The 25,283-nt window shown below is 40.6% G+C and carries 23 protein-coding genes; 15 read left to right on the top strand and 8 right to left on the bottom strand.

The features are described from left to right. Window positions 1–54: 54 nt before the first annotated feature. The 4 genes from gpsA to H5092_RS03360 are packed head-to-tail and all read right to left on the bottom strand — an operon-like array spanning window position 55 to window position 2,306. Window positions 55–1,062: an NAD(P)H-dependent glycerol-3-phosphate dehydrogenase gene (gpsA, locus tag H5092_RS03375; RefSeq protein ID WP_182715882.1), complete on the bottom strand. Its 1,008-nt coding sequence runs from the start codon at window positions 1,060–1,062 to the stop codon at window positions 55–57. Window positions 1,063–1,065: 3 nt separating this feature from the next. Continuing rightward, window positions 1,066–1,551 carry a protein-export chaperone SecB gene (gene secB, locus H5092_RS03370; protein WP_182732897.1) on the bottom strand — a complete coding sequence of 162 codons (486 nt, stop codon included), beginning with the start codon at window positions 1,549–1,551 and terminating at the stop codon, window positions 1,066–1,068. Between the two features lie 34 nt (window positions 1,552–1,585). Then, window positions 1,586–1,843, bottom strand: coding sequence for a glutaredoxin 3 (gene grxC, locus H5092_RS03365; protein ID WP_002957783.1), 258 nt, complete (start codon window positions 1,841–1,843; stop codon window positions 1,586–1,588). Window positions 1,844–1,874: 31 nt separating this feature from the next. Next, entirely contained in the window at window positions 1,875–2,306 is a 432-nt protein-coding gene (locus H5092_RS03360) for a rhodanese-like domain-containing protein (RefSeq protein WP_002957784.1), read from the bottom strand. A 339-nt stretch (window positions 2,307–2,645) separates the two neighbouring features. On the opposite strand from H5092_RS03360, the gene gpmM reads away from it, so the two are divergent. The 4 genes from gpmM to H5092_RS03340 are packed head-to-tail and all read left to right on the top strand — an operon-like array spanning window position 2,646 to window position 7,445. After that, window positions 2,646–4,190, top strand: a complete 1,545-nt coding sequence (gene gpmM / locus H5092_RS03355; RefSeq protein WP_002957786.1) for a 2,3-bisphosphoglycerate-independent phosphoglycerate mutase — start codon at window positions 2,646–2,648, stop codon at window positions 4,188–4,190. 3 nt (window positions 4,191–4,193) lie between these two features. Beyond that, the gene (locus H5092_RS03350; protein ID WP_024603730.1) at window positions 4,194–5,333 is read left to right on the top strand and encodes a murein hydrolase activator EnvC; all 1,140 of its coding nucleotides are present in this window, start codon (window positions 4,194–4,196) and stop codon (window positions 5,331–5,333) included. A gap of 34 nt (window positions 5,334–5,367) precedes the next feature. Next, complete coding sequence (locus H5092_RS03345) at window positions 5,368–6,633, top strand: S41 family peptidase (protein WP_182732896.1); 1,266 nt, start codon at window positions 5,368–5,370, stop codon at window positions 6,631–6,633. 50 nt (window positions 6,634–6,683) lie between these two features. Further along, window positions 6,684–7,445: a divergent polysaccharide deacetylase family protein gene (locus H5092_RS03340; protein WP_024597557.1), complete on the top strand. Its 762-nt coding sequence runs from the start codon at window positions 6,684–6,686 to the stop codon at window positions 7,443–7,445. Between the two features lie 344 nt (window positions 7,446–7,789). On the opposite strand, the gene rpoH is transcribed toward H5092_RS03340, so the two are convergent. From rpoH to ftsY, 4 genes are all read right to left on the bottom strand, one after another. After that, window positions 7,790–8,653 (bottom strand): RNA polymerase sigma factor RpoH, encoded by an 864-nt coding sequence (gene rpoH, locus H5092_RS03335; RefSeq protein WP_002957791.1) that lies wholly within the window; start codon window positions 8,651–8,653, stop codon window positions 7,790–7,792. A 314-nt stretch (window positions 8,654–8,967) separates the two neighbouring features. Continuing rightward, entirely contained in the window at window positions 8,968–9,954 is a 987-nt protein-coding gene (ftsX, locus tag H5092_RS03330) for a permease-like cell division protein FtsX (RefSeq protein WP_002957792.1), read from the bottom strand. Then, window positions 9,951–10,628: a cell division ATP-binding protein FtsE gene (ftsE, locus tag H5092_RS03325; RefSeq protein ID WP_182732895.1), complete on the bottom strand. Its 678-nt coding sequence runs from the start codon at window positions 10,626–10,628 to the stop codon at window positions 9,951–9,953. The genes ftsX and ftsE overlap by 4 nt, the downstream gene beginning before the upstream one ends. An 87-nt stretch (window positions 10,629–10,715) precedes the next feature. Further along, on the bottom strand, window positions 10,716–12,713 hold the full coding sequence (gene ftsY / locus H5092_RS03320) for a signal recognition particle-docking protein FtsY (protein ID WP_182732894.1): 1,998 nt from the start codon (window positions 12,711–12,713) through the stop codon (window positions 10,716–10,718). 207 nt (window positions 12,714–12,920) lie between these two features. Here ftsY and rsmD point away from each other — a divergent pair, with 207 nt between their 5' ends. The 11 genes from rsmD to purD all read left to right on the top strand — a co-directional run bounded on the left by rsmD (window position 12,921) and on the right by purD (window position 25,243). Continuing rightward, a complete protein-coding gene (gene rsmD / locus H5092_RS03315) occupies window positions 12,921–13,526 on the top strand; it encodes a 16S rRNA (guanine(966)-N(2))-methyltransferase RsmD (RefSeq protein ID WP_182720029.1) in 606 nt (201 codons plus the stop codon). A 145-nt stretch (window positions 13,527–13,671) separates the two neighbouring features. Beyond that, window positions 13,672–13,887, top strand: coding sequence for a 30S ribosomal protein S21 (gene rpsU, locus H5092_RS03310; protein ID WP_002957797.1), 216 nt, complete (start codon window positions 13,672–13,674; stop codon window positions 13,885–13,887). Window positions 13,888–13,906: 19 nt separating this feature from the next. Continuing rightward, window positions 13,907–14,353 carry a GatB/YqeY domain-containing protein gene (locus tag H5092_RS03305; RefSeq protein WP_007376027.1) on the top strand — a complete coding sequence of 149 codons (447 nt, stop codon included), beginning with the start codon at window positions 13,907–13,909 and terminating at the stop codon, window positions 14,351–14,353. 244 nt (window positions 14,354–14,597) lie between these two features. Next, a complete protein-coding gene (gene dnaG, locus H5092_RS03300; RefSeq protein ID WP_165744708.1) occupies window positions 14,598–16,349 on the top strand; it encodes a DNA primase in 1,752 nt (583 codons plus the stop codon). 390 nt (window positions 16,350–16,739) lie between these two features. Then, complete coding sequence (rpoD, locus tag H5092_RS03295; RefSeq protein WP_002957800.1) at window positions 16,740–18,590, top strand: RNA polymerase sigma factor RpoD; 1,851 nt, start codon at window positions 16,740–16,742, stop codon at window positions 18,588–18,590. 68 nt (window positions 18,591–18,658) lie between these two features. Next, a complete protein-coding gene (gene prmA / locus H5092_RS03290) occupies window positions 18,659–19,540 on the top strand; it encodes a 50S ribosomal protein L11 methyltransferase (RefSeq protein WP_002957801.1) in 882 nt (293 codons plus the stop codon). A gap of 282 nt (window positions 19,541–19,822) precedes the next feature. Further along, entirely contained in the window at window positions 19,823–20,794 is a 972-nt protein-coding gene (gene dusB / locus H5092_RS03285) for a tRNA dihydrouridine synthase DusB (protein ID WP_024597553.1), read from the top strand. A gap of 19 nt (window positions 20,795–20,813) precedes the next feature. Beyond that, window positions 20,814–21,104 (top strand): DNA-binding transcriptional regulator Fis, encoded by a 291-nt coding sequence (fis, locus tag H5092_RS03280; protein ID WP_002957804.1) that lies wholly within the window; start codon window positions 20,814–20,816, stop codon window positions 21,102–21,104. Between the two features lie 325 nt (window positions 21,105–21,429). Further along, window positions 21,430–23,016 carry a bifunctional phosphoribosylaminoimidazolecarboxamide formyltransferase/IMP cyclohydrolase gene (purH, locus tag H5092_RS03275; protein ID WP_024603688.1) on the top strand — a complete coding sequence of 529 codons (1,587 nt, stop codon included), beginning with the start codon at window positions 21,430–21,432 and terminating at the stop codon, window positions 23,014–23,016. A 106-nt stretch (window positions 23,017–23,122) separates the two neighbouring features. Continuing rightward, window positions 23,123–23,944, top strand: coding sequence for a class I SAM-dependent methyltransferase (locus tag H5092_RS03270; protein ID WP_024603687.1), 822 nt, complete (start codon window positions 23,123–23,125; stop codon window positions 23,942–23,944). Window positions 23,945–23,959: 15 nt separating this feature from the next. Beyond that, window positions 23,960–25,243 carry a phosphoribosylamine--glycine ligase gene (purD, locus tag H5092_RS03265; RefSeq protein ID WP_138489712.1) on the top strand — a complete coding sequence of 428 codons (1,284 nt, stop codon included), beginning with the start codon at window positions 23,960–23,962 and terminating at the stop codon, window positions 25,241–25,243. The last annotated feature ends 40 nt before the right edge of the window (window positions 25,244–25,283 follow it).

Raw genomic sequence — 25,283 nt, 5'->3', positions numbered from 1 at the left:
CAATAAAAAACCGACATAATGTCGGTTTTTTTAGTTAAGGCCTAGCTCAAGCGCTTATTCAGCGCGTTGTTCTCGTCCTAAAAGAGCCATAGCGGCTTCTTTCATGTCTTTATTTTCATAAAGTACTTTATAAATTTGCTCAGTGATTGGCATTTCTACGCCAGCACGCTGCGCTAGTAAATACACTTCTTTAGTGTTTCTAAAGCCTTCAACTACTTGGCCAATAGACTCAATAGCAGCATCAACGCTCTCGCCTTTACCTAACGCCAAACCAAATCGACGATTACGTGATTGGTTATCTGTACAGGTTAGTATTAAATCACCAAGGCCTGCCATTCCCATAAAGGTTTCTGGCTTAGCACCCAAAGCACAGCCTAAACGAGTGAGCTCTGCAAGGCCTCGGGTAATGAGCGCGGTACGCGCATTAGCACCAAAACCTACACCGTCCGAAATACCGGCGCCAATTGCAATTACATTTTTAACCGCACCACCGAGCTGTATACCAATAAAGTCATCATTGTTATACACACGGAATGAGCGACCACAATGAAGTAAATCAGCCAGTTGCTGCGCAAATTCAGGTGACGTAGAAGACACTGAAATAGCTGTAGGTGACCCCATAGCCATTTCTTTTGCAAACGTAGGCCCCGAAAGTACCGCAAGTGGTATGTCATCACCCAATTCTTGCAAAGCAACTTCTTGTAACAAACGTCCAGTATTAGGCTCAAGCCCTTTAGTTGCCCACGCTACTTTAGCACCCTCTTGCAATGCAGGTTTTATTTGCGCAAGCGTGTCGCCAAAAGCATGGCTTGGCACAACAACAAGTACAATAGCACTGCTAGCAACGGCATGTTGTAAGTTAGCTTTAAGAGTAAGAGTATCTGGGAAAGGAGCATCAGGTAAGTAACGTTGATTTTTCCGCTCAGCTGCAAGCGTGGCAACGTCGTCGCTATTTCTTCCCCAAAGTGTCACCTGGTGACCATTTCGGGCTAAACAAATAGCAAGGGCGGTGCCGTAAGACCCCGCCCCTAATACAGTAACAGCTGTAGTTGCTGTACTCATAAGTTATGCGTCTGCTGAAGCCTGGTCAGCTTGCGCAGTACGTTGTTGCATGTATTGTGCAAATAACGCATCAAAATTAACTGGCGCAAGGTTAAGCTGTGGGAAAGTACCACGGTTAACAAGATTTGAAACAGCTTCACGTGCATATGGAAATAACACGTTAGGACAAAATGCACCTAGCATGTGCGCAAGTTGCACTTCTTCAACTTCAGCAATAGTAAAAATACCTGCTTGTTGAATTTCACATAAGAACGCAGTTTCTTCACCAATAGATGCAGTTACAGTTAGCGCTAAAACAACTTCAAATACACCTTCGTCCAACTTGTTTGAGCGTGTATCTAGGTCTAGCTTAACTTCTGGTGTCCATTCTTTTTGAAAGATGGCCGGAGAGTTTGGCGTTTCAAACGATACATCTTTAGTGTAAATGCGTTGAATAGTAAATTGTGCGCCAACTTCAGCAGCTGCTACGTTTTGATTTTCTTCGTTCATTGTTATTCCTAACTTGTTCGTTATTATAATTAAATTAAGCGTTTAGCTTAGCGTCAAGTTTACCTTGCGCTTCAATAGCCATCATGTCGTCGCAGCCACCGATATGTTCATCATTAATAAAAATTTGCGGTACTGTGCTTGCACCACCTGCTTTGGCAATCATTTCATCGCGTAGCTCAGGCTGCACACCAATATCATAATTTGTGTATTCAACGCCTTTGCTGTTTAAAAGCGAAAGAGCACGCTGACAAAATGGACAATACGCCTTGGTGTATAAAACAACATTACTCATAATAAATCCTCTATCGGCCTAGCTAAACTGATTAGCGACCTGTTGTAGTTGGTAAGCTGGCAGATTGCCACGCACCCATGCCACCTGCTAATAAGTAAACTCGTTCAAAACCAGCTTTACTCATAGCGGCTGCAGTACCTTGGGCAGTCATACCTGTAGTACATACAACTATAATGGGTTTAGTCTTGTACTTTTCAAGGCTTGAAAAGTCAGATTTTTTCGCATTCTCTGGGCTTAAGTGCTCAGCACCAGAAATACGCCCTGCATTAAACTCTTTTTGCGCACGTATATCGATTACTTGACCGTCATCACGGTTAATAAGTAACGTAAGCTGCTGGGGATTTATTTGACGAACAGCTGAAAGCTTACTTTTTATCCAGCCACTAACAATAAGGAAAACAATACCAACCCAAGCAAGGCTTAAAATGGGATGATTTGTAATAAATTCAATATATTGATCCATTCTACTTCCACTATGAAATTATGTTTTAAAACGTGATGTTTTAATTATTTTGTACTTTAGCCACGCAAGTATACCCAAACCAACCTAAAATGCGAGTTTAGGAGCACTTAGAGGCGTTTAAAAAACGATAAAGCCCCCCCATATATAGTTAACAGAACTCTGGATAATAAATCTATCTCAAGCAGAGTTCATGTTAGTCAATAAGGTATAAGTAAAAATATTTAATATCTTGTTTTCAATGCTGATCCTAGCTTAAAAACACGGTATGCTAAAACCACGCTAATAAACCTTTTTAGGTGCACAGTATCCATCAACAGATACTAATTTTCAGGAGCTATTATGACAGAGCATAAAAAACCACTGGTATTAATGATTTTAGACGGTTGGGGACACCGCGAAGATACGCAAAGTAATGCTATTCTTGCAGCTAACACACCTGTATTAGACAACTTATGGGCCACCCGCCCACACACATTAATATCGGCTTCGGGTTTAGATGTTGGTCTTCCTGATGGTCAAATGGGTAACTCAGAAGTTGGCCATGTAAACTTAGGTGCAGGGCGCATTGTGTATCAAGATTTTACCCGTATCACCAAAGCAATTAACGATGGCGAGTTTGATTCAACCCCAGCCTTAGTTGAAAACATAGACAAAGCAGTAAGTGCTGGTAAAGCGGTTCACATAATGGGTCTTTTAAGCCCAGGTGGTGTGCATAGCCATGAAGATCATATAGTTGCAAGTATTGAGCTGGCGGCAAAACGTGGTGCTAAAGAAGTCTATTTCCATGCATTTTTAGACGGCCGTGACACACCTCCACGTAGCGCAAAAGCATCAATTGAACGAATTGAAGCGTTATTTAGTAAACTTAAGTGCGGACGTTTAGCATCACTTATTGGCCGTTACTACGCAATGGACAGAGACAACCGTTGGAACCGTGTAGAAAAAGCTTACAACGTAATGACGCTCGCCGAAGGCGACTTTAATTTTGATAATGGTGTTGAAGCACTTAATGCAGCGTACGAGCGCGACGAAAACGACGAGTTTGTAGCAGCTACGACTATTACGCCAACAGGTGCCACTCCGGCTTCAATAAACGATGGTGACACCGTTATTTTTGCTAACTTTAGAGCAGATAGAGCCCGCGAAATTACCCGCGCTTTTGTTGAGCCTGAATTTGATGGTTTTACTAAAAAAAGAACGCCAGAGCTTAGCGCATTTGTAATGATGACAGAGTATGCAGCCGATATAGACGCACCTGTTGCATTTGGACCTACACCACTAATAAACGTACTCGGTGAATGGTTTGAAAAAAATAATAAAACACAGCTTCGTATTTCAGAAACCGAAAAATACGCACACGTTACATTTTTCTTTAGTGGCGGACGTGAAAGCGAATTTAAAGGTGAAACACGCGAGCTAATTCCTTCGCCGCAAGTAGCAACCTACGACCTACAACCTGAAATGAACTCAGAAATGCTAACCGACAAACTAGTAGAAGCAATTAAAAGCGGTAAATACGATGCTATTATTTGTAACTACCCTAATGGCGATATGGTTGGTCACTCAGGTGTATTTGAAGCCGCTGTTAAAGCTTGTGAAGCTGTAGATAGCTGTATCGGACGTGTTGTTGATGCACTAGAAGAGTTTGGTGGTGAAGCACTAATTACAGCCGATCATGGTAATGCTGAGCAAATGGCTGATCTCAAAACAGGCCAAGCACATACTGCCCACACTAGCGAACCGGTGCATTTTATTTATGTTGGTCGCGATGCAGAGCCAATGCAAGGTAAAGCCTTGAGTGATGTAGCCCCAACAATGCTTCACTTAATGGGTATGGAGCAACCAAAAGAAATGACTGGTACGCCTATCATGATGTTGAAATAACACATGAACAAACGTATTAACCGGTTAATTAAGTGCGGTTTGATACTAACTTCATTAGTGGCTGCATCTGCAGTTGCTAATGAAGATCGTACTAAAAAAGACTTATCAGAGGTTCAAAATGCACTTGAGCAAAGCCAAGCTGAATATAACGCCCAAAGAAAAAAAATAGCGTCGCTACAAAAAAATCTAAAAAGCCATGAACTCGATATAGCTAAAAATGCTAAAGCACTTAACATGGCAGAGCAATCCGTAAAAGAGACTAAAACACAGCAAAAAGAGTTACAAAGTAAAGCCGATGAGCTCGATAAAAAGCACACTCAGTTTCAGAAAATTTTAGCCGCGCAACTCAAAAGTGCCTATATGGCCGGTGGCGACGACTACTCTAAAATGCTGTTGAATCAAGAAGACACAGCCAAGTTTGAGCGCACACTTAGCTATTACAATTACTTAAATAAAGCCCGTATTGAACAAATCGAAGATCTAAAAGATCTTCAACAGCAAATAGTACAAAACCAAGAAGAACTCGTTAAAACACAAGAAAAACTAGAGCTTTTATTTGATGAACAAAAAAGACGTCAAACTGCATTACTTAATGCACAAAGTGAACGCCAAGCTAATCTTAAAAACTTACAAGCTCAGCTCAACAGCACTAAAAGCTCAATAAATTATTTAAAAGAAAACCAACAAACTTTAGTAACAACGATTAAAGAGCTCGAAAAAGAAAAAACACAAAAAATAGAATTACTTGGCCTAAATAAGAGTAAGGGAAAATTAGACTGGCCGAGCAAAGGCAAGTTAGAGCACACATTCGGCCAACGTAAGCATGGTGGTATTGATTGGAAAGGCGTGTTAATTGGTGCAAAAGAAGGCACTAATATTAATAGCGTGCACAACGGGCAAGTTGTATTTGCCGATTGGCTAAAAGGTTATGGATGGGTAATTGTTGTAGACCATGGTGAAGGTTTTATGAGCCTATATGGCCACGCTCAAACGCTACTAAGAGATGTAGGGGATATGGTACGTGAAGGCGAAACCCTCGCTTTAGTAGGCCAAAGCGGCGGACAGGCAAGTTCTGGTCTATACTTTGAAATACGCCACAAAGGACGCGCAGTAAATCCTGTAAAATGGTGCAAACGTATTTAATTAGATAAATCGCTGCACCGCCCTGGAGCAGCTGATGACAACTAAAAAACACACAATAAATACCGTTAATAAAAAAAGTGCAGACTTTTATATAAGTCTGTACTTGCTTGTATTACTAACCCTAATTACCTTTACTAGTAATGCACTAGCAAGCTCAATTAAAGATCTTAAAAGACAACAAATAGACGAAATACTCTTTAACATTCATACCTATTACGTTGAAGATCTCACCTTACAAAATAGCCACCATATTAAATATAACAACCAACAGTTTGAGCGTTTATATTCAAAACTCGACTCCTATTCTAAGTACTTAAATGAGTATGAATTAGCCTCATTATTTGATAACACAAATGGTCGTTACACAGGTATTGGTATAGAAGTTAAGAACATAGACGAGAATATGACTATTGTTAACGTGGTTAATAATTCGCCCGCAAAAGCGGCAGGTATTTTACCAGGCGATATTATTGTAAGTGTAAACAACAACGCAGCCCAAAACCGTACTATCGACGAAGTAGCAACACTAATAAGAGACAGTGAATTTTCGAGTATAGATATAATTGTAAATCGCGATAACAATAAAAACCCACTCACTTTTCATGTCACACGTCGCCAAATAAACCTCGAAAGTGTAACAAGCGAACTTTTAGATTTTGGAACTGGTTACATAGCTATCAATAACTTCTCTAACCACACATTACATGAAGTTGCACTACAAGTTGCCGCCCTGCAAAGCCATTTTGGCTACCCACTTAAAGGCTTAGTAATTGATTTACGTGATAACCCAGGGGGGACATTACAAAGCGCAGTGGCTGTATCAGACCTATTTTTACAAAGTGGCACTATAGTAACGACTAAAGGACGTTTTTACGATGCTAACCAAGCATTTTATGCAAAGCGTGGAGACATTCTAAAAAATGCGCCCATAGTTGTGCTTATAAACGAAAATTCTGCCTCTGCAGCCGAAATACTTGCAGCAGCACTTAAAGATAATAACCGAGCAACCATTGTTGGCAGCCAATCTTTTGGGAAAGGCTCTGTACAATCACTCATTCCACTCGGTGATGGCAATACCGCATTAAAGCTCACCACAGCGAAATACTTCACACCGTTAGGTAAATCGATTGATGGAATAGGAATAACCCCAGATGTGGCGGTTAATCAAACAAACCTTTCACAAAGTAATAAAGCCGTTATAATAAAAAATGAACACACTAACAATAATGCGCAATTACTTACTGGTAATCTAACCGATTTACAGTTGGTTAAAGCCAAACAATTACTCAGCATGCAATAGCTTGTATAAGCTGTATAAATAAAGCTAAAAAGATAATAAAAACTATAAACGTGAAAATAATAAAATGGCTAACATTAGCTATTTGTTTTAGCTCTGCAACAATTAGCGCCAAGCAAATAGCAATAGTGATAGACGATATAGGCTATCATCAACGGGACTTAGAGTTCCTTTCCTTACCTGGGCAATTGTCGTATTCAATTTTGCCCCATACCCCTTATTCGCAAATTTTTGCAACACTTGCCAGTCAATCAAATAAAGAGTTATTGCTTCATGTACCTATGCAAGCACTTAACGGTAAAGAACTAGGGCCTGGTGCGCTTACTTTAAATATGAATAAAGAGCAGCTTCAGCAAACTCTTGGAACAGCTCTCGCTAGTTTACCGCAAGTTAAAGGCGTTAATAACCACATGGGCTCAGCGCTTACGCAAAAAAGCCAAGCTATGAAGTGGACAATGGAAGTACTTAAAAAGCGTCATTTATATTTTTTAGATAGTCGCACAACCGATTTGAGTCAGGCACAAAATGCCGCTAACTTTTTGGGTGTTGCTAATATTAGTCGCCAAGTGTTTTTAGACAACATAACTACACCAGAACAACTGCAGCTAAGGCTTGAAGAGTTAAAACAACTAGCCATTTCCCATAGCTTTGCCATTGCAATTGCTCACCCCTACCCTGAAACCATCGAGTTTTTACGCCATGCCTTACCAGAGCTAACTAAGCAAGGTTTTGAACTCGTACCTGTTTCGCAATTAGTTGAACGTAAGTACATTCAGTTAGCGCATGCTGAGGGAAAGGGAGTGAGTGCTAGGTAATATAAGCTTTAAATAATGCTATATCCGAATAATAAACTAATACCAATTCGCTTAATTAAATGGTCTATTTTGAGGGCGGAAAAACGTGTTGATAGCTAGGCAAAAAATTCACTATTCAGTTGTTCTAAATGAGACTTTTTTAACGCAGGTAGCGACACGTTTAGCCCCGCAAAATGATTAAGTATTATTGCGGATTGGTATAACCATTTAATAATGCAAAGTATCGGTATTACTTGATTAGATATTTTATCGTTGGGTTTCGCTTCGCTCAAACCAACCTACTCAAAAGCAAAAAGCCCCGCATTTTCATGCAGGGCTTTTTAAATTTTTCTGCTTGAGCAATATTAGCTCATAGCGCTTTGTAACTTTTTCATCGCTGTTTTTTCAAGCTGACGAACACGCTCAGCAGATACACTGTACTTTTGTGCAAGCTCCTGAAGCGTCGCTTTATCATCAGACAACCAACGTGCGCTAACAATATCTTGTGAACGTTCATCTAGTGTTTTAAGTGCGCTAAATAAACGGGTATGCGCTTGCTCTTTCCACTGCTCTTGTTCAACGTCGTCAGCTAAGTCAGCTGCGCCATCTGTTAAATACTGTACTGGAGAGTATGTACTTGTTGGTGCATCGTCGTTATCGTCACCAGTTAGGTCAAAGCCCATGTCTTGGCCGCTCATGCGCGATTCCATTTCACGTACTTCTTTTTCACTCACACCTAGCTCGCTAGCAACAGTGCTAACCTCAGCTTGGTTGAACCAGCCTAAACGCTTTTTGTTTTTACGAAGATTAAAAAACAATTTACGTTGCGCTTTAGTGGTTGCAACTTTAACTATGCGCCAGTTTTTAAGAACAAACTCGTGAATTTCGGCTTTAATCCAATGCACTGCAAACGACACTAAACGTACACCCACTGTAGGGTCAAAACGTTTAACCGCTTTCATCAGGCCTATATTACCTTCTTGTATAAGGTCAGCTTGTGGTAAGCCGTATCCCGAGTAGCTTTTAGCAATATGTGCTACAAAGCGTAAATGCGACATAATGAGTTGCTTGGCAGCACTAAGATCGCCTTCTTCCTGAAGTCTTTTAGCAAGTTCTTGCTCTTGTTCAACTTTAAGCATAGGAATAGTGCTTACCGCTTGAAGGTAACCGTCCATGCTTGCGCTTTGTTGTCCGACTGTAAGTGCCATTGCGTATAAATCTTTACTCATTTTTCACCTCGGTGATAAACATTTGAAACTATCTTAGCACTCTTTCTCTAAGAGTGCTAACCCCAATTTAAAACTTTTTAAAAGTATAAATCAAGCAGTTTTTAGTATGTGTTTAGTCTACTACAAGCGACTGAATAAGTGATGAATTGAGGGATTGCAGCCAATTAACCTAACCGCATCACCTTATTTACAACTCATTACTTTATGGGAGGATAGTACACAAATATGACAGTTTTAATAACGGGAGGTACAACCCAGTCCGATACGTTACGCATTTCAAGCTGGGTTGGTTCACTTATAGTTTGCAGGGTTTATTATACTTTATCGGGTTCTATCTCTTTAATATATCGATTTACAGAAAGGTACGAGCCTACAAATCCTAAGCTTGTTGCAAGTAACACTAAAAAGCCAAGCTCGTTAAGCGATAATCCAATTAACGAAAAGCTTGTTTGGTATACCCCTGCTACACTGCTCACAGCGCTTGAAAGCCACCACATCATTAGTCCTACGCATATAAAGGCAAACAAACCACCTATTACACCATACCAAATGCCCGTCCATAAAAATGGGGCATGTATAAAGGTGTTCGTTGCGCCTACTAGCTTCATTACTTGTATTTCTTCTTTTTTATCCATGATCGACAAACGAATGGTGTTACCAATAATAAGTGTCACTGAGGTAAGTAGTAATAATGCGATGGTTATTACACTTTCTTTAAGTAAATCTAGTAATGCATTTAAACGCTCTAACCAGGCTATATCGAGCTTACCAAAATCAACTTCACGTTCACTTTCTAATTTAGTTAGCAGTACTTTAGCGGCATTTGGGTGTCTGTGACGTTTTGTTGGAGTAACGAGTACCACATCCGGTAATGGATTTTTATCTAAATACTCCAAAGCTTGCCCAAAGCCAGATACATCTTTAAATTCAGTTAATGCCTGTTGTTTTGAAATAAACTCAACACTTTCCACTTCTGGGTAAAGTGCTAAACGCTTTACTAATGTTTGCGTTTCTTGCTCGTTCATACTTTCTTTTACGAACAACGATATTTCACTCGCCTCTTCAAAGCCACTACTCACTTGCTGTACGTTTTTAACGACTAAGTAAAGTGTTGCAGGTAACGTTAGGCTCAAACCAAGTACAGCGATAGTCATCATAGACGCAAGCGGCGTGCGCCACATTTCACCTAAGCTATGCACACCTTGGCGAAAAATATTAATAATAAAAAAGTAACCGCCAGCTAATACTGATTTTTTTTGCTTGTCGTTACTATTTTGGCGACCTTTAAAAAGTAAACTCATAGTGCCCCCTCAGCAAGCGGGTCTTGAAGCATACGGCCATCTTTTAAGGTTAAGCTACGATACTTCATACGTGCAACCAAACCCAAATCATGCGTTGCGATAAGAACAGTGGTACCGTGTTTATTAAAGTCTTCAAACAACTTTAGTATTTCCATTGAAAGCTCTGGGTCAAGATTACCTGTTGGTTCATCAGCTAGTAAAATTGGTGGGGAGTTTACAATAGCTCTGGCAATACCAACTCGTTGCTGTTCGCCTCCAGAGAGCATTGAAGGATGACATTTCACTTTGTCAATTAGGCCTACCTTGTCAAGCGCGCCATGGACCCGTTTAGCTATTTGCTTATGGTGAGTCCCCTCAATAATGAGAGGTAATGCCACGTTATCAAAAATAGTGTAGCGCTCTAATAACCTATGGTTTTGAAAAATAATACCTATATCACGACGAGCATAAGGAATTTGACGCGAGTTTACTTCGTTTAAATCAACACCGTTGATAAATACACTACCTGCTGAAGGACGTTCCATTAAGCTAATTAACTTAAGCAACGTACTTTTACCCGCACCACTGTGGCCAGTTAAAAAGGCAAGTTCACCCGGTTTAATATGAAAATTAACTTTTTCGAGGGCGCGGTGCCCTCCAGGATAGGTCTTACTTACTTGCTGAAAATTTATCATCTTTTTATTATGCCAACTCCATTAACACATTAATGAAATTAGTATTCCTCGCAATTAAAAAGGGAGCTAGCTCCCTTTTTTGGTAAATTAAACGTCGTCCTCATCTTGGCTAAATAACGCATCAATAAAATCATCGCTTTTAAAAGCGCGTAAATCATCAATACCTTCACCAACACCAATGTAACGAATTGGAATATTAAACTTATCTGCAACCGCAAAAATAACACCACCCTTTGCAGTTCCATCAAGTTTTGAAAGCGTAATACCAGTTAAACCAACACATTGATTAAACAGGTTTACTTGGCTAATTGCATTTTGCCCTGTGCCTGCATCGATAGTTAGCATCACTTCGTGCGGCGCATCAGGATCAATCTTTTTCATTACACGAGCTATCTTTTCAAGCTCTTGCATTAAATTATCTTTATTTTGCAAGCGCCCAGCTGTATCAGCAATTAACACATCTATATTACGTGCTTTGGCCGCTTGGAATGCATCAAACACAACTGATGCACTATCTGCACCTGTATGCTGTGCAATAACGGGAATGCTGTTACGTTCTCCCCAAACCTGAAGCTGCTCAACAGCTGCCGCTCTAAACGTATCACCAGCAGCCAGCATAACCGACTTACCTTCGTTTTGAAATTGCTTAGCCATTTTACCAATAGTCGTTGTTTTACCAACACCATTTACACCTACCATTAAAATAACAAACGGCTTTTTATCTTCGCTTATGACTAAAGGCTGTTCTGCCGTTTTAAGCATCGCAGCCATTTCTTGTTTCATTAACTCATAAAGCGCATCACCATCTTTTAACTGTTTACGGTTCGCTGCATCAGTTAAACGATCAATCAACTTCATGGTAGTATCAACGCCTAAATCGGCGGTGAGTAATTGAGTTTCAAGATCTTCAAATAATTCGTCGTCTATTTTTTTTCCACTAAAAATAGACGCAAAACCAGAACCTATATTAACGCGAGTCTTTAACAAGCCTTTTTTTAGACGAGAGAAAAACCCTTCTTTTTTTGGCTTTTCGGCTTTTTTAGCTTCTTCAATTGCAAGTTCTGCTGTGATACGTTCTTGTTCTAAACGCTCATTTTCTGCTTCTTCAGCTGCAATACGTTCTTGCTCTAAACGCTCATTTTCTGCTTTTTCAGCCGCAAGGCGTTCTTGCTCTAAGCGTTCATTCTCTGCTTTTTCAGCAGCAAGGCGTTCTTGTTCTAAGCGTTCATTCTCTGCTTGTTCAGCTGCAAGGCGTTCTTGCTCTAAATGTTCATTCTCTGCTTTTTCAGCTGCAATACGTTCTTGCTCTAAACGCTCGTTTTCTGCTTTTTCAGCTGCAAGGCGTTCTTGCTCTAAGCGTTCATTCTCTGCTTTTTCAGCTGCAAGGCGTTCTTGCTCTAAACGCTCATTTTCTGCTTTTTCAGCTGCAAGGCGTTCTTGCTCTAAACGCTCATTCTCTGCTTTTTCAGCTGCAATACGTACTTGCTCTAAGCGTTCATTCTCTGCTTTTTCAGCCGCAATGCGTTCTTGCTCTAAAAGCATCTGCGCTTCTTGTTCTGCTAAGCGCTTCGCTTGCTCTTGCCTTTGAGCTTCAGCATCCGTTTGTTCTTTTGCTAATAACTCAGCATTCGCTTGCTCTATTGCAAGCTTTTCGGCTTTGATTGCCTCATCTTGTTTTTCAAGGCGTATTTGCTCTAGTCGCTCAGCCTCTACTTTTTCTGCCGCTAATCGTTCTTGCTCTAAGCGCATCTCTTTTTCTTGGTCGGCTAAACGGTGCGCATGTTCTTGTCTTTGCGCCTCGGCATCTGCTTGCTGTTTTGCAAGCAATTCAGCATTGGCCTGCTCAATGGCAATCTTTTCCGCGTTTTCAGCACGCTGGCGTTCTTGTTCTAAACGCTCTGTTTCAGCCTCTGCTTTTAACCGTTCAGCTTCAGCTTGCTCTTGCGCTAGTTTTTCTTGCTCTAGCTTCTGGGCCTCTTCTTGCGCTAATACTTGTTGTTTATCAGCTGCTGCTTTTTGCTCTGCTTCTTTTTTATCTGACTTGCCAAAACCGAGCCACGACATGAATTTACTTTTTTTTGTCATACTTGCTAATAACCACTTATAAAAATCTGATAAACTAAAATTTGAAATAGCTTGGCAATGCCCAGCAATAGTTGCTAATAAATACAACCATTCAAAACGTAAGTGTTTAATAGTAACACTTTTAATGCGGTTGAAAAATGAAGCTACACGTAATCGCCCACAATATTATCTGAGCTAGATACCATATACCATTTTTTAGTGAGCTAAATGAGAAAAAAAACAACGCAAAATAAAGCAGCTAACAAGCCCAGTGATGGCTTTATTAGAGTGATTAGTGGTCAATTTCGAGGCCGTAAACTCCCGGTTAAAAACGTAGAAGGCTTGAGACCTACTACCGATCGAATTAAAGAAACTGTATTTAATTGGCTAATGCAAGATACGCGTGACGCAAATGTACTTGATTGTTTTGCCGGTTCTGGTGGATTGGGATTTGAAGCGCTATCACGATATGCTAAAAGCGCTACATTTATCGAACTCGACTCATTAGCCGCTAAGCAATTAGAACAAAATATTAGCACTTTAAAGCTCGACAACGCATACGTTAAGCATACTAATTCGCTCTCCTTTTTAGAGCAAAAAAACACAAACAAAGCCTTTAATCTTGTATTTGTTGACCCACCATTTCGTAAAGATTTAGCGCAAACAACCTGCGATTTATTAGAAAAAAACCAATGGTTAAGCAACGACGCATTAATTTATGTTGAAGTAGAGGCAGAGCTAGCCGCCTTAGAAACACCAACCAACTGGTTGTTAATTAAAGAAAAAAAGGCGGGACAAGTACTTTGCCAACTGTACCAGCGCCAAGCAAATTAATACTGTTTAACGTAATGCGTTTCTGTTAATATTGTCCTTTACATGTGGTGTTGCTTCGGATTACAATACCGCACCATTTTTGAACCACTTGATCAATGTTTGATCAACTTGAGCAACGCTCATAATTTAGGTAGGTGAATTTTTAATGCCAGTAATTAAAGTAAGAGAGAACGAACCGTTTGACGTAGCACTTCGTCGCTTCAAGCGTTCATGTGAAAAAGCAGGAATCCTTTCAGAAGTTCGTCGTCGCGAGCACTATGAAAAACCAACAGCTGAGCGTAAGCGTAAAAAAGCTGCTGCAGTTAAACGTCACATGAAAAAACTTTCTCGTGATAACGCTCGTCGCGTTAAATTATACTAATATATTAGGTCTTGTATAAATGAGCCTTTTAATAACGCTAAAAGATGCGCAAAAAGATGCGATGAGAGCTAAAGACAAGCAACGTCTTAACCCTATTCGTATGGTACTTGCTGCAATCAAGCAACGTGAAATTGACGAGCAAATAACGCTAGACGACGCAGGTATTACCTCCGTTATAGTGAAGCTTGTTAAACAACGTCGTGACTCTTACACTCAGTACAAAGATGCTGGGCGTGATGATTTAGCTGATATTGAAGCCAATGAAATAGTAGCGCTTGAAACTTTTTTACCTCAACAATTGAGTGAAGAAGAAATAATTGCTCTCATTGACGCGGCTATTGCTGATACTAATGCAGCAGGTATGCAAGACATGGGTAAAGTAATGGGTATAATCAAAAGCAAAGCTGAAGGTCGAGCCGATATGGGTAAGATTTCTGGTTTAATTAAGCAACGATTAACTGCCTAATACTCCCACATACATTAAAGTATGATTGAAGTAAACCGAGCCTAGCGCTCGGTTTCTTTGTTTTTAACTTTAATAAAAAGTACACCGATTAGGTTACTTTAAAATGAAATTTTTTATAGCTTCCCTATTTATTTCGCTGTCATTTTGGTAAGTTAAAGCACACTATATTTTGCATCAAGCAAGTATAAAAAAGTAAATTTCATATTCGTTCTTCTTCTTATTATTTCAGGACTGTATTTTACTAATGGCCGGAAAGATCCCACGTAACTTTATAGACGATTTACTTGCCAGAACCGATATTGTCGACCTGATAGACTCAAAAGTAGGTCTAAAAAAAGCAGGTAAGGATTATCAAGCTTGCTGCCCATTTCATAACGAAAAATCTCCCTCATTTACTGTATCGCAAGACAAACAGTTTTATCACTGCTTTGGGTGTGGCGCTAATGGTAATGCAATTTCGTTTGTAATGGAGTACGAAAAGCTAGAGTTTGTAGATGCTATTGAAGAAATAGCCAGCATGCTTAACTTAGAAGTACCTCGAGAACAAGGCGCAAATTCAGCACCAGAGCGTACGGCTGCGCAAAAGCGCTCCGATTACGACTTAATGCTTCATACTGCTCGCTTTTATCAGCACCAATTAAAACACCATAGTAATTCTGCTGCTGTTATTGAGTATGTTAAAGGCCGTGGTTTAAGCGGTGAAACTGTTAAAAAATTTATGATTGGCTACGCTCCCAGTGAATGGGATGGGCTATGCCTACAGCTTGGTCGTAATAAAGAACAAAAAGAGCAATTGGTTGAGCTAAAGCTAGCTTCAGAAAAAACACCAGGCAGACAATTTGATTTTTTTCGCGATCGCCTAATGTTCCCTATTCGCGATAAACGCGGACGCGTTATTGCATTTGGTGGGCGTGTAATGCAAGCCGACCAAGGGCCAAAATATCTAAACTCGCCAGAAACCCGAATTTTCCATAAAGGCTTTGAGCTTTATGGGCTTTACGAAGCAAAGCAAGCCCATAAAAAACTTGATCATGTAATGATTGTTGAAGGTTATATGGATGTTGTTGCCTTAGCTGAACAAGGGATTGAATATGCAGTTGCATCACTGGGGACAGCAACAACAAGCGAGCACATGCACACTTTATTTAGAACTACTGATAAAGTAATCTGTTGTTATGATGGCGACAGGGCTGGCCGTGACGCTGCTTGGCGGGCACTTGAAAATGCACTCCCTTATTTAAACGATGGTAAAGCACTACAATTTGCATTTTTACCAGATGGCGAAGACCCTGACTCGCTAGTACAAAAAGAAGGTAAGGAGCAATTCGAATTGCGCCTAAGCCAAGCAGATGACTTTACCAAAGTATTGTTTAATAAATTAAGCCAAGAAGTTGATTTAACACTCGATTCAGGAAAAGCTAAACTTCTTAGTGCAGCACTTCCACTAATTGAAAAAATTCCAAGTGAGTTTTATCAAGAAAACATTCTTGAACAATTAGGACGCTTAATTGGCAGAACGCGTGAGCAGTTAAATAGCCGTTTAAAAACGCCTAAACAGCAACACTCTATTGAACGTAAATTTAAAATAACACCTATGCGCCAAGCTATCGGTATATTGATCCAGCACCCTAATTTAGCTAAAAGTGTGCCGTATTTACCTGAGCTTGCACAAATGAACATTGCTGGCATAGGGCTGTTATTACGATTACAAGAACAAGCTTTAGAAAAAGAAAATGTGACCACTGCGCAACTGCTCGAGTTTTTTCGAGGAACTGAAGATTACGAGCCATTAATCAAGCTTGCAACGTGGCAACATGAGATAAATGAAGAACGTTTAGAGACGGTTTTTAAAAATACTTTCAAGTTTATTGAAGATCAGTGTTTAAATTATCGACTCGAGACCCTATTAATAAAGGACAAGACACAAGGCCTTAGTAGCGATGAAAGGCTTGAGTGTCATTTGTTAATGACAGCGTTAAAAGCGACTAACAGTTAGGGTCTGTTTATCTTTCGAGGTTAAGTTTACAGCAGTGTGTTTGGTATTTAGACAAGACATAGCTTATGTAGTGTGGTTATTCCACATAAATAGGCGATAACGCAGCATAAATACCAAACACGCGCTGCCCTTTGGGATCGACCCAAGGGAGGTTTACTCTTTGTTGCTCGGTTTTTACTTAGCCCACTAGGTTACAAACCTCGCGCCGCGATTAAATCCCCCTTGGATAGAACAAACTTTAATCCTGAAAGACCAACAGACCCTAGTCAAAATTGATTTAAACTGTTATACTGTGCTATTCACTGCGTCACATTATTCTAGTTAGCTTTAATGCAAACTACATGATGGCGCCTGTTGTATCAACTTATCAGAGTGGAAGAAACAATCTCTATGGATCCAACTCCTCAGTCACAATTAAAACTTCTGATTCAGAAAGGTAAAGAGCAAGGCTACTTAACTTTTGCAGAAGTAAATGATCACCTTCCACAAGACATTATAGACTCAGATCAAGTAGAAGATATCATAAGCATGATTAATGACATGGGTATCAAGGTTAGCGAAAACGCGCCTGATGCTGATGAATTAATGATGCAAGAAACAACGACAGACGAAGACGCAGCTGAAGCTGCCGCTGCAGCCCTTGCGACTGTAGAAAAAGAAATCGGCCGTACAACGGATCCAGTTCGCATGTACATGCGCGAAATGGGTACTGTTGAACTTCTTACACGTGAAGGCGAAATTGTAATCGCTAAACGTATTGAAGAAGGCATTAATCAAGTACAGATTTCTGTTGCAGAGTACCCTGAAGCAATCACTTACCTACTAGAGCAATGGGATAAGTTTGAAGCTGAAGAAATGCGTTTAAGCGATATTATCGTTGGCTTTATCGATCCTAATGAAGATACAGCGCCAATTTCAGCAACTAACATCGGTTCAGAATTAAGTGCTAAGCAACTTGAGGACGACGATAAAGATGACAAAGATGATGCTGATAGCGATGATGAAGATGAAGAAGAGATAGACACAGGGCCAGATCCTGAAGAAGCTCGTATTCATTTTGAAAATTTACGTGATTTATATAATAAAGCACGTGATACGTTTGAAGCTAAAGGTCGTTCGCATCCTGAATCACAAGCAGCCATTTTTGAAATTGGTGAGCTTTTCAGAACATTTAAATTAATACCTAAACAGTTTGACCGCATGGTAAATAACATGCGTGAAATGATGGATCGTGTTCGTGTTCAAGAACGCCTAATCATGAAGCAAGCTGTTCAAATTGCTAAATTACCAAAGAAAACATTCGTTAAGCATTTTGCTAATAACGAAACTGACGCTTCTTGGGTTGATTTAGAAATTTCAGGTAACGAAAAGTATTCAGCTAAACTTGAAGAAGTTAAGCCAGAAATCATTCGTAGCATTAATAAATTATCTGTTATTGAACAAACAACAGGTTTAAGCATTGAGCGTATTAAAGACATCAACCGTCGAATGAGCATAGGTGAAGCGAAAGCACGCCGTGCGAAAAAAGAAATGGTTGAAGCTAACTTACGTCTTGTAATCTCAATTGCTAAAAAATACACAAACCGTGGCTTACAATTCTTAGATTTAATCCAAGAAGGTAACATTGGTCTGATGAAAGCGGTTGATAAGTTTGAATATCGCCGTGGTTATAAGTTCTCTACTTATGCTACGTGGTGGATACGTCAAGCAATCACACGCTCTATTGCTGACCAAGCAAGAACAATCCGTATCCCTGTGCATATGATTGAAACGATTAATAAACTTAACCGTATCTCTCGTCAAATGTTACAAGAAATGGGTCGTGAGCCAAATCCAGAAGAATTAGCAGAACGCATGATGATGCCTGAGGATAAAATCCGTAAGGTACTTAAGATTGCTAAAGAGCCAATTTCAATGGAAACACCAATCGGTGATGATGAAGATTCTCACTTAGGTGACTTTATCGAAGATACAACTATTGATTCGCCAATCGATTCGGCAACAATGGAATCTCTTCGTGGCGCAACTAACGATGTACTTGCAGGCTTAACAGCTCGTGAAGCTAAAGTACTACGTATGCGTTTTGGTATTGATATGAATACCGACCACACCTTAGAAGAAGTAGGTAAACAGTTTGACGTAACACGTGAGCGTATTCGTCAAATAGAAGCGAAAGCGCTGCGTAAATTACGCCACCCTTCTCGCTCAGATTTACTGAAAAGCTTTTTAGACGCTAAATAATTTTAGCGCTACTATATAAACTAAAAAGGCCGCTATAGCGGCCTTTTTTCTATTTGAAGGAAATAACCATGGCTTGGATCCAAATTCGTATTAATGCCAATGCTGCAACAGCTGATGCCGTAAGCGATCTATTAATGGAAGCGGGTAGCGCTTCAGTAACCTTTATTGACGCAAAAGACACCCCTATCTACGAGCCTAAAATTGGCACCGTTGTGTTCTGGGCTGATACCACAGTTATTGGCCTGTTCGAAGCTAATCATGATATGAACGCAGTCGTTGCGTTATTGAAGCGCCATGATGAGCTAAAAGACAATTTAGTATACAAAATCGAGCAACTTGAAGATAAAGACTGGGAACGTGAATGGATGGATAACTTCCACCCTATTCAATTTGGCGAAAAACTATGGATTTGCCCAAGCTGGCGCGACATTCCTGACCCTGATGCTGTAAATGTATTGCTAGACCCTGGCCTTGCTTTTGGCACGGGTACGCATGCAACAACGGCCTTGTGCCTTAAATGGTTAGAAAGCCAAGATCTGACGGGTAAAACGGTTGTTGATTTTGGTTGTGGCTCAGGCATTTTAGGTATTGCAGCTATAAAACTAGGTGCAGAGCGTATGATTGGGATAGATATTGACCCTCAAGCGCTTGAAGCAAGCCTTGATAACGCGAACCGAAATGGTGTTGCAGACAAACTTGAAGTATACCTTCCAGAAAACCAACCTGAATTTAGTGCAGATATAGTAGTGGCCAATATTTTAGCCCAGCCACTTCGCGAATTACATAGTGTGATTTTAGGGTTATTAAAGCCAGGTGGTAAAATTGCCATGTCAGGTATTTTAGAAGAACAAGCACAATCGGTTGCTGATATTTATGCACCGTTTATTGAACTAGATGACATTGCCGTTGAAGGTGATTGGACTCGAGTAAGTGGCACTAAAAAAGCGTAATAAATCGAACAATCAAATCTAGAGCATTAACTCAAAACATGCATGTAAAGCCTGTATTTAACAGGCTTTACTATTTTTTTACATATCAAAAAATTTTCTAGTTATCTTGTAAAAAATAAAATCTGTATGAATTTCAAACAAATCAACCTACTTGTCATGTGGTTATCAAATGTCAATACGAAAAGGGCAAAAAAAAGTTGCTTTTGTTCAATTTATAGCCTTTGATTTTTGTGAAAAAAACCGTAAACTTAGCGCCCCTTGAAAAGAGGCCTATTGAATATAGTGCGTATCGGTAAATACCAACTTGAGAATAATGTAATTGTCGCGCCAATGGCAGGCATTACAGACAGACCATTCAGACAACTTTGTCGACGCTTAGGTGCGGGCTTAGCTGTGTCTGAAATGCTATCGTCAAATCCTAAGGTTTGGAAAACAGAAAAGTCGATGAACCGTATGGATCACAGCGGTGAGTCGGGTATACGCGCGGTGCAAATTGCAGGAGCAGATCCTGAGCTTATGGCGCAGGCCGCACAATTCAATGTTGCTAATGGTGCACAGATCATAGATATCAATATGGGGTGCCCAGCAAAAAAAGTGAACAAGAAACTCGCAGGCTCTGCCTTATTACAGTTTCCTGAACTTGTGGAAGAGATTATTGATGCAGTTGTTAATGCTGTTGATATACCTGTGACACTTAAAATCCGTACAGGATGGGATCCGGATAACCGTAATGGTGTAGAGATTGCGAGAATAGCTGAACGTTATGGCATTGCATCACTTGCTGTACATGGGCGTACGCGCGCATGTATGTACAAAGGTGAGGCTGAGTACGCCACGATTAGGGATATAAAACGTTCAGTGTCGATTCCTGTAGTTGCCAATGGTGATATTACATCACCAGAAAAAGCAAAACAGGTTTTAGACTATACGGGTGCAGATGCCATTATGATTGGCCGAGCCGCCCAAGGTCGCCCTTGGATATTTAGGGAGATAGACCACTATTTGCGAACTGGGGAACATTTACAGCCACCTGCTATTGCAGAGGTGCGCAGTATATTAATGGAGCATTTAACAAACCTCCATATGTTTTACGGTGAGCCAATGGGAGCGCGAATTGCTCGCAAACATGTATCTTGGTATTTGCAAACCCATGACAGTGATGGTCAGTTTAGGCGAGTATTTAATGCGCTCGACAACCCACAGGCACAGGTCGTCGCATTAGAGCAATACTTTAAAACACTAGCAGCTAACTAAGAAAGAAAGAGACTTAATAATGTTCGAACAAAACGTGACTTCTCCATTTATCACTAACCCTCATGTTCAGTCACACGAGAAACCGCAGCCATTGCGTGATGCAGTAAAAAAAGCTGTTCACCACTATTTAAAGCAGCTTAACGGTCAAGATGTGCAAGACGTTTACGACCTTGTTCTTTCAGAGCTAGAAGCGCCATTACTTGAAGAAGTAATGACATATACACGTGGTAACCAAACTCGTGCAGCAATTTTACTAGGTATCAACCGTGGTACTTTACGTAAAAAGCTTAAAAAATACGGCATGAACTAATACCAATTATATTGAAAGCGTAAGTATTCTAACGAGCTAAACAAGCCCATAACGTCGTTAAAAGTTTTTTATGTAGAATAACTACACTGCAAAATTTTTGCCTTGTTGTAGACTTGTTTTTCTATCGTTATTACTACTTACTAATCCAATACAACTGGTATTTTGCAAAAAAAGCACCTTAGGGTGCTTTTTTTATGCCTACAGTTTATTAACTAAATTGCAAAATGCTCACGCTTATTGAGCCTTTATAAGTCGTTTTTTGAGTAGTAATCAGTTAAAATGCCCGCTTCTAAGCTAGCTCATTAACTGAGGAAATCAAACTACAATGGATACTCATCGTCCCATTCGTCGCGCACTATTAAGTGTGTCTGATAAAACCGGTATTGTTGAATTTGCCCGCGCACTTGAAGCGCAAGGCGTTGATATTTTATCAACTGGCGGCACATGTAAACTACTTGCTGATAACGCCATAAAAGTGACTGAAGTATCAGATCACACAGGCCACCCTGAAATCATGGATGGTCGCGTAAAAACCCTTCACCCAAAAATTCACGGCGGCATATTAGCCCGTCGCGGACAAGATGAAAGCGTAATGGCAGATAACAACATTTCTGCTATCGACATAGTTGTAGTTAACTTATACCCCTTTGCGAATACAGTCGCTCAAGAAAACTGCAGCCTTGAAGATGCCATTGAAAACATTGATATTGGCGGCCCTACAATGGTTCGTGCAGCAGCTAAAAACCACAAAGATGTAACAATCGTGGTAAACGCAAGCGACTACGACCGTGTTATTAGTGAAATGCAAAACAACAATGGTTCAACAACGTACAAAACACGTTTTGATTTAGCGATTGCCGCCTACGAGCACACTGCACAATACGATGGCATGATTGCTAACTACTTCGGTAAAATGGTGCCTGATTACACCGAGGAAGCTGCTGTAGAGACTAAATTCCCACGTACTATCAATATGCAGTTCACTAAAAAGCAAGATATGCGTTACGGTGAAAACTCACATCAAGATGCTGCTTTTTATGTTGAAAATGACATTGCTGAAGCATCAGTTGCAACAGCAACTCAATTGCAAGGTAAGGCCCTTTCGTTTAACAACATTGCAGATACCGATGCAGCACTTGAATGTGTTAAAGAATTTGACGTACCTGCGTGCGTAATTGTAAAACATGCTAATCCGTGTGGTGTTTCAATTGGCGACAATATTCTACAAGCATACGAGCGCGCTTTTAAAACAGACCCTACATCAGCATTTGGTGGCATTATTGCCTTTAACCGAGAGCTAGATGCAGCAACTGCACAAGCAATTGTTGACCGTCAGTTTGTTGAAGTAATTATTGCACCTAGTATTTCGAGCGACGCTGCAAAAATTGTTGAAGCTAAAAAGAACGTGCGCCTATTAGAATGTGGACAGTGGACAGGTAAAGCAGCTGGCCAAGATATTAAACGCGTTAACGGCGGTATTTTAGTTCAAGACCGCGACTTAGGCATGGTAACGCAAGGCGACTTAAAAGTTGTTTCTAAGCGCCAGCCTTCTGAGCAAGAACTTAAAGATTTACTGTTTTGCTGGAAAGTAGCTAAATTTGTTAAATCAAACGCAATTGTTTATGCCCGTGACGGTATGACCATTGGTGTAGGCGCAGGCCAAATGAGCCGCGTATACTCAGCTAAAATTGCAGGTATAAAAGCCGCCGACGAAAACCTTGAAGTTAAAGGTTCAGTTATGGCGTCTGACGCATTCTTCCCATTCCGTGATGGCATTGACGCAGCCGCAGCCGCTGGCATTACTGCGGTAATTCAGCCTGGTGGCTCAATGCGTGATGAAGAAGTGATTGCAGCTGCTGATGAAGCTGGCATGGCAATGGTACTAACTGGTATGCGCCATTTCCGCCACTAATCACACAAAGGGTTAAACGTTGGTTTAACCCTTTTTGTTTGCTATAAATTCACGTATTCTGATTATTCAATAACCTATTTAAAATTATAATGTGAAGGAACAAACAATGAAATTTGCGCTAAAATCGCTACTTGTAGCCACACTAACAATGACATCGACTATGGCGCTTAGCCATAACCACGAATCAAGCCTTGAACATGCACTTCAATCAAGCGAACGCAGTGCTAAAAACAGCGCTCGTGATGAATATCGTCACCCAGCTCAAACACTTGCATTTTTTGGCTTTAAACCAACCATGACAGTTGTTGAAATTGCACCCGGTGGTGGTTGGTATAGTGAAATTTTAGCGCCAGCATTAAAAGAACAAGGCACTTATTTTGCCGCGCACTTTCCTGCTGATTCATCAGTTGGCTACTACCAACGCTCTCTTGCAGGCTTTAAACAAAAAGTAGCAGAAGATGAGCGCTTTAGTAGCGTTAAAATTACTGAATTTGCACCTGTAACACATTTAGATATTGCGCCAGCTGGCAGTGCCGATATGGTTTTAACATTTCGTAATGTACATAACTGGTATATGGGCAAAGATAAAAGCGGTGCACTAAGTGCATTCCAAGCTTTTTATAAAGCCCTTAAACCAGGCGGTACATTAGGTTTAGTTGAACACCGTTTAGCTGAAGAGCGTGCTGATGAAGATCAAAAAACATCAGGTTATATGAAGCAGAGCTACGTAGTAGACCTTGCTGAACAAGCTGGGTTTGAATTAGTAGCAAGCAGTGAAATAAATGCAAATCCAAAAGATACAGCCGATCACCCTAAAGGTGTATGGACGCTGCCACCAAGCTTAAGACTCGGCGAACAAGATGCTGACAAATATAAAGCCATTGGTGAAAGCGACCGCATGACGCTGAAATTTAAGAAACCGCTTTAAATAGGAATTTTCGCCATGAATGTTTTAGTCATTGGCAGCGGCGGCCGCGAACACGCACTTGCGTTTAAAGCCGCTCAAAACACCAAAGTAAATACTGTATTTGTAGCCCCTGGTAATGCAGGTACTGCACTTGAACCAAAACTTGAAAACGTAGCAATAAACGTTGACGACTTAGATGGTTTACTTAGTTTTGCACAGCAAAATAAGGTAGAGCTTACTATTGTAGGTCCAGAAATACCGTTAGTACTGGGTGTTGTTGATAAGTTTCGTGAACATAACATGGCTATTTTTGGACCAACGGCGGGCGCAGCTCAGCTTGAAGGTTCGAAATCGTTTACTAAAGACTTTTTAGCACGTCATAAAATCCCAACGGGCGACTACCAAACGTTTGAACAAATTGAGCCTGCCCTTGCTTATTTAAAAGAGAAAGGCGCGCCAATTGTTGTAAAAGCAGATGGTTTGGCTGCGGGTAAAGGCGTAATTGTAGCCATGACGGAGGCCGATGCCGAAGAAGCGATTCGCGATATGCTTGCGGGTAATGCTTTTGGCGATGCGGGAAGTCGTGTTGTTATTGAAGAGTTTTTAGACGGTGAAGAAGCGTCTTTCATCGTAATGGTTGATGGTAAAAACGTATTACCATTTGCAACCAGCCAAGATCATAAACGCGCTTACAATGGCGATGCGGGTCCTAACACGGGTGGCATGGGTGCATACTCACCTGCGCCAGTTGTTACTGATGAAATCCACCAGCGTATTATGAACGAAGTGATCTACCCTACGGTAGAAGGCATGGCAAGCGAAGGCCATCCGTACACCGGCTTTTTATATGCAGGTTTAATGATTGACGAAACAGGCACCCCTAAAGTAATTGAGTACAATTGTCGCTTTGGCGATCCTGAAACTCAACCAATGATGCTACGTTTGCAATCAGATTTGGTTGAATTGATTGAAGCTGCTAACCGTGTAGAACTTGATAAAACAACAATTGAGTTTGACCCACGCGCAGCCGTTGGTGTTGTACTTGCCGCTAAAGGCTACCCTGGTGATTACCCTAAAGGTGACGCCATTTCGGGGCTAAAAGTGGATTACCCTGCAGGTGAAAAAGTGTTTCATGCGGGTACTAAACAAAGTGGTAATGACGTTGTAACCGCAGGAGGTCGCGTATTATGCGCAACAGCACTTGGTAACACTGTTACGCAAGCGCAGCAACGCGCTTATGAGCTTGTTAAACAAATTAGCTGGGATGGTATGGAATATCGTACAGATATAGCTTACCGTGCTATTGCACGCGAGCAATAGCCTATAATACCTATTCATTGGTATAACCAATTAATTTAAC

This window comes from Pseudoalteromonas sp. SR41-7, assembly GCF_014163935.1.
In the GTDB taxonomy this organism is placed as follows: Bacteria; Pseudomonadota; Gammaproteobacteria; order Enterobacterales; family Alteromonadaceae; genus Pseudoalteromonas; species Pseudoalteromonas distincta.
Note: the sequence above shows the minus strand (reverse complement) of the source record. Positions and strands in the feature narration are given on the sequence as shown.

Excerpts from the sequence above, each read along its gene's own strand:
- H5092_RS03345 (WP_182732896.1), top strand. The coding sequence starts at position 5,368 with ATGACAACTAAAAAACACACAATAAATACCGTTAATAAAAAAAGTGCA.
- gpmM (WP_002957786.1), top strand. The coding sequence starts at position 2,646 with ATGACAGAGCATAAAAAACCACTGGTATTAATGATTTTAGACGGTTGG.
- prmA (WP_002957801.1), top strand. The coding sequence starts at position 18,659 with ATGGCTTGGATCCAAATTCGTATTAATGCCAATGCTGCAACAGCTGAT.
- purD (WP_138489712.1), top strand. The coding sequence starts at position 23,960 with ATGAATGTTTTAGTCATTGGCAGCGGCGGCCGCGAACACGCACTTGCG.
- rpoH (WP_002957791.1), bottom strand. The coding sequence starts at position 8,653 with ATGAGTAAAGATTTATACGCAATGGCACTTACAGTCGGACAACAAAGC.
- rpsU (WP_002957797.1), top strand. The coding sequence starts at position 13,672 with ATGCCAGTAATTAAAGTAAGAGAGAACGAACCGTTTGACGTAGCACTT.
- ftsY (WP_182732894.1), bottom strand. The coding sequence starts at position 12,713 with ATGACAAAAAAAAGTAAATTCATGTCGTGGCTCGGTTTTGGCAAGTCA.
- purH (WP_024603688.1), top strand. The coding sequence starts at position 21,430 with ATGGATACTCATCGTCCCATTCGTCGCGCACTATTAAGTGTGTCTGAT.
- secB (WP_182732897.1), bottom strand. The coding sequence starts at position 1,551 with ATGAACGAAGAAAATCAAAACGTAGCAGCTGCTGAAGTTGGCGCACAA.
- H5092_RS03270 (WP_024603687.1), top strand. The coding sequence starts at position 23,123 with ATGAAATTTGCGCTAAAATCGCTACTTGTAGCCACACTAACAATGACA.
- H5092_RS03305 (WP_007376027.1), top strand. The coding sequence starts at position 13,907 with ATGAGCCTTTTAATAACGCTAAAAGATGCGCAAAAAGATGCGATGAGA.
- H5092_RS03360 (WP_002957784.1), bottom strand. The coding sequence starts at position 2,306 with ATGGATCAATATATTGAATTTATTACAAATCATCCCATTTTAAGCCTT.
- gpsA (WP_182715882.1), bottom strand. The coding sequence starts at position 1,062 with ATGAGTACAGCAACTACAGCTGTTACTGTATTAGGGGCGGGGTCTTAC.
- ftsX (WP_002957792.1), bottom strand. The coding sequence starts at position 9,954 with ATGAGTTTACTTTTTAAAGGTCGCCAAAATAGTAACGACAAGCAAAAA.
- H5092_RS03350 (WP_024603730.1), top strand. The coding sequence starts at position 4,194 with ATGAACAAACGTATTAACCGGTTAATTAAGTGCGGTTTGATACTAACT.
- ftsE (WP_182732895.1), bottom strand. The coding sequence starts at position 10,628 with ATGATAAATTTTCAGCAAGTAAGTAAGACCTATCCTGGAGGGCACCGC.
- dnaG (WP_165744708.1), top strand. The coding sequence starts at position 14,598 with ATGGCCGGAAAGATCCCACGTAACTTTATAGACGATTTACTTGCCAGA.
- rsmD (WP_182720029.1), top strand. The coding sequence starts at position 12,921 with ATGAGAAAAAAAACAACGCAAAATAAAGCAGCTAACAAGCCCAGTGAT.
- fis (WP_002957804.1), top strand. The coding sequence starts at position 20,814 with ATGTTCGAACAAAACGTGACTTCTCCATTTATCACTAACCCTCATGTT.
- rpoD (WP_002957800.1), top strand. The coding sequence starts at position 16,740 with ATGGATCCAACTCCTCAGTCACAATTAAAACTTCTGATTCAGAAAGGT.
- grxC (WP_002957783.1), bottom strand. The coding sequence starts at position 1,843 with ATGAGTAATGTTGTTTTATACACCAAGGCGTATTGTCCATTTTGTCAG.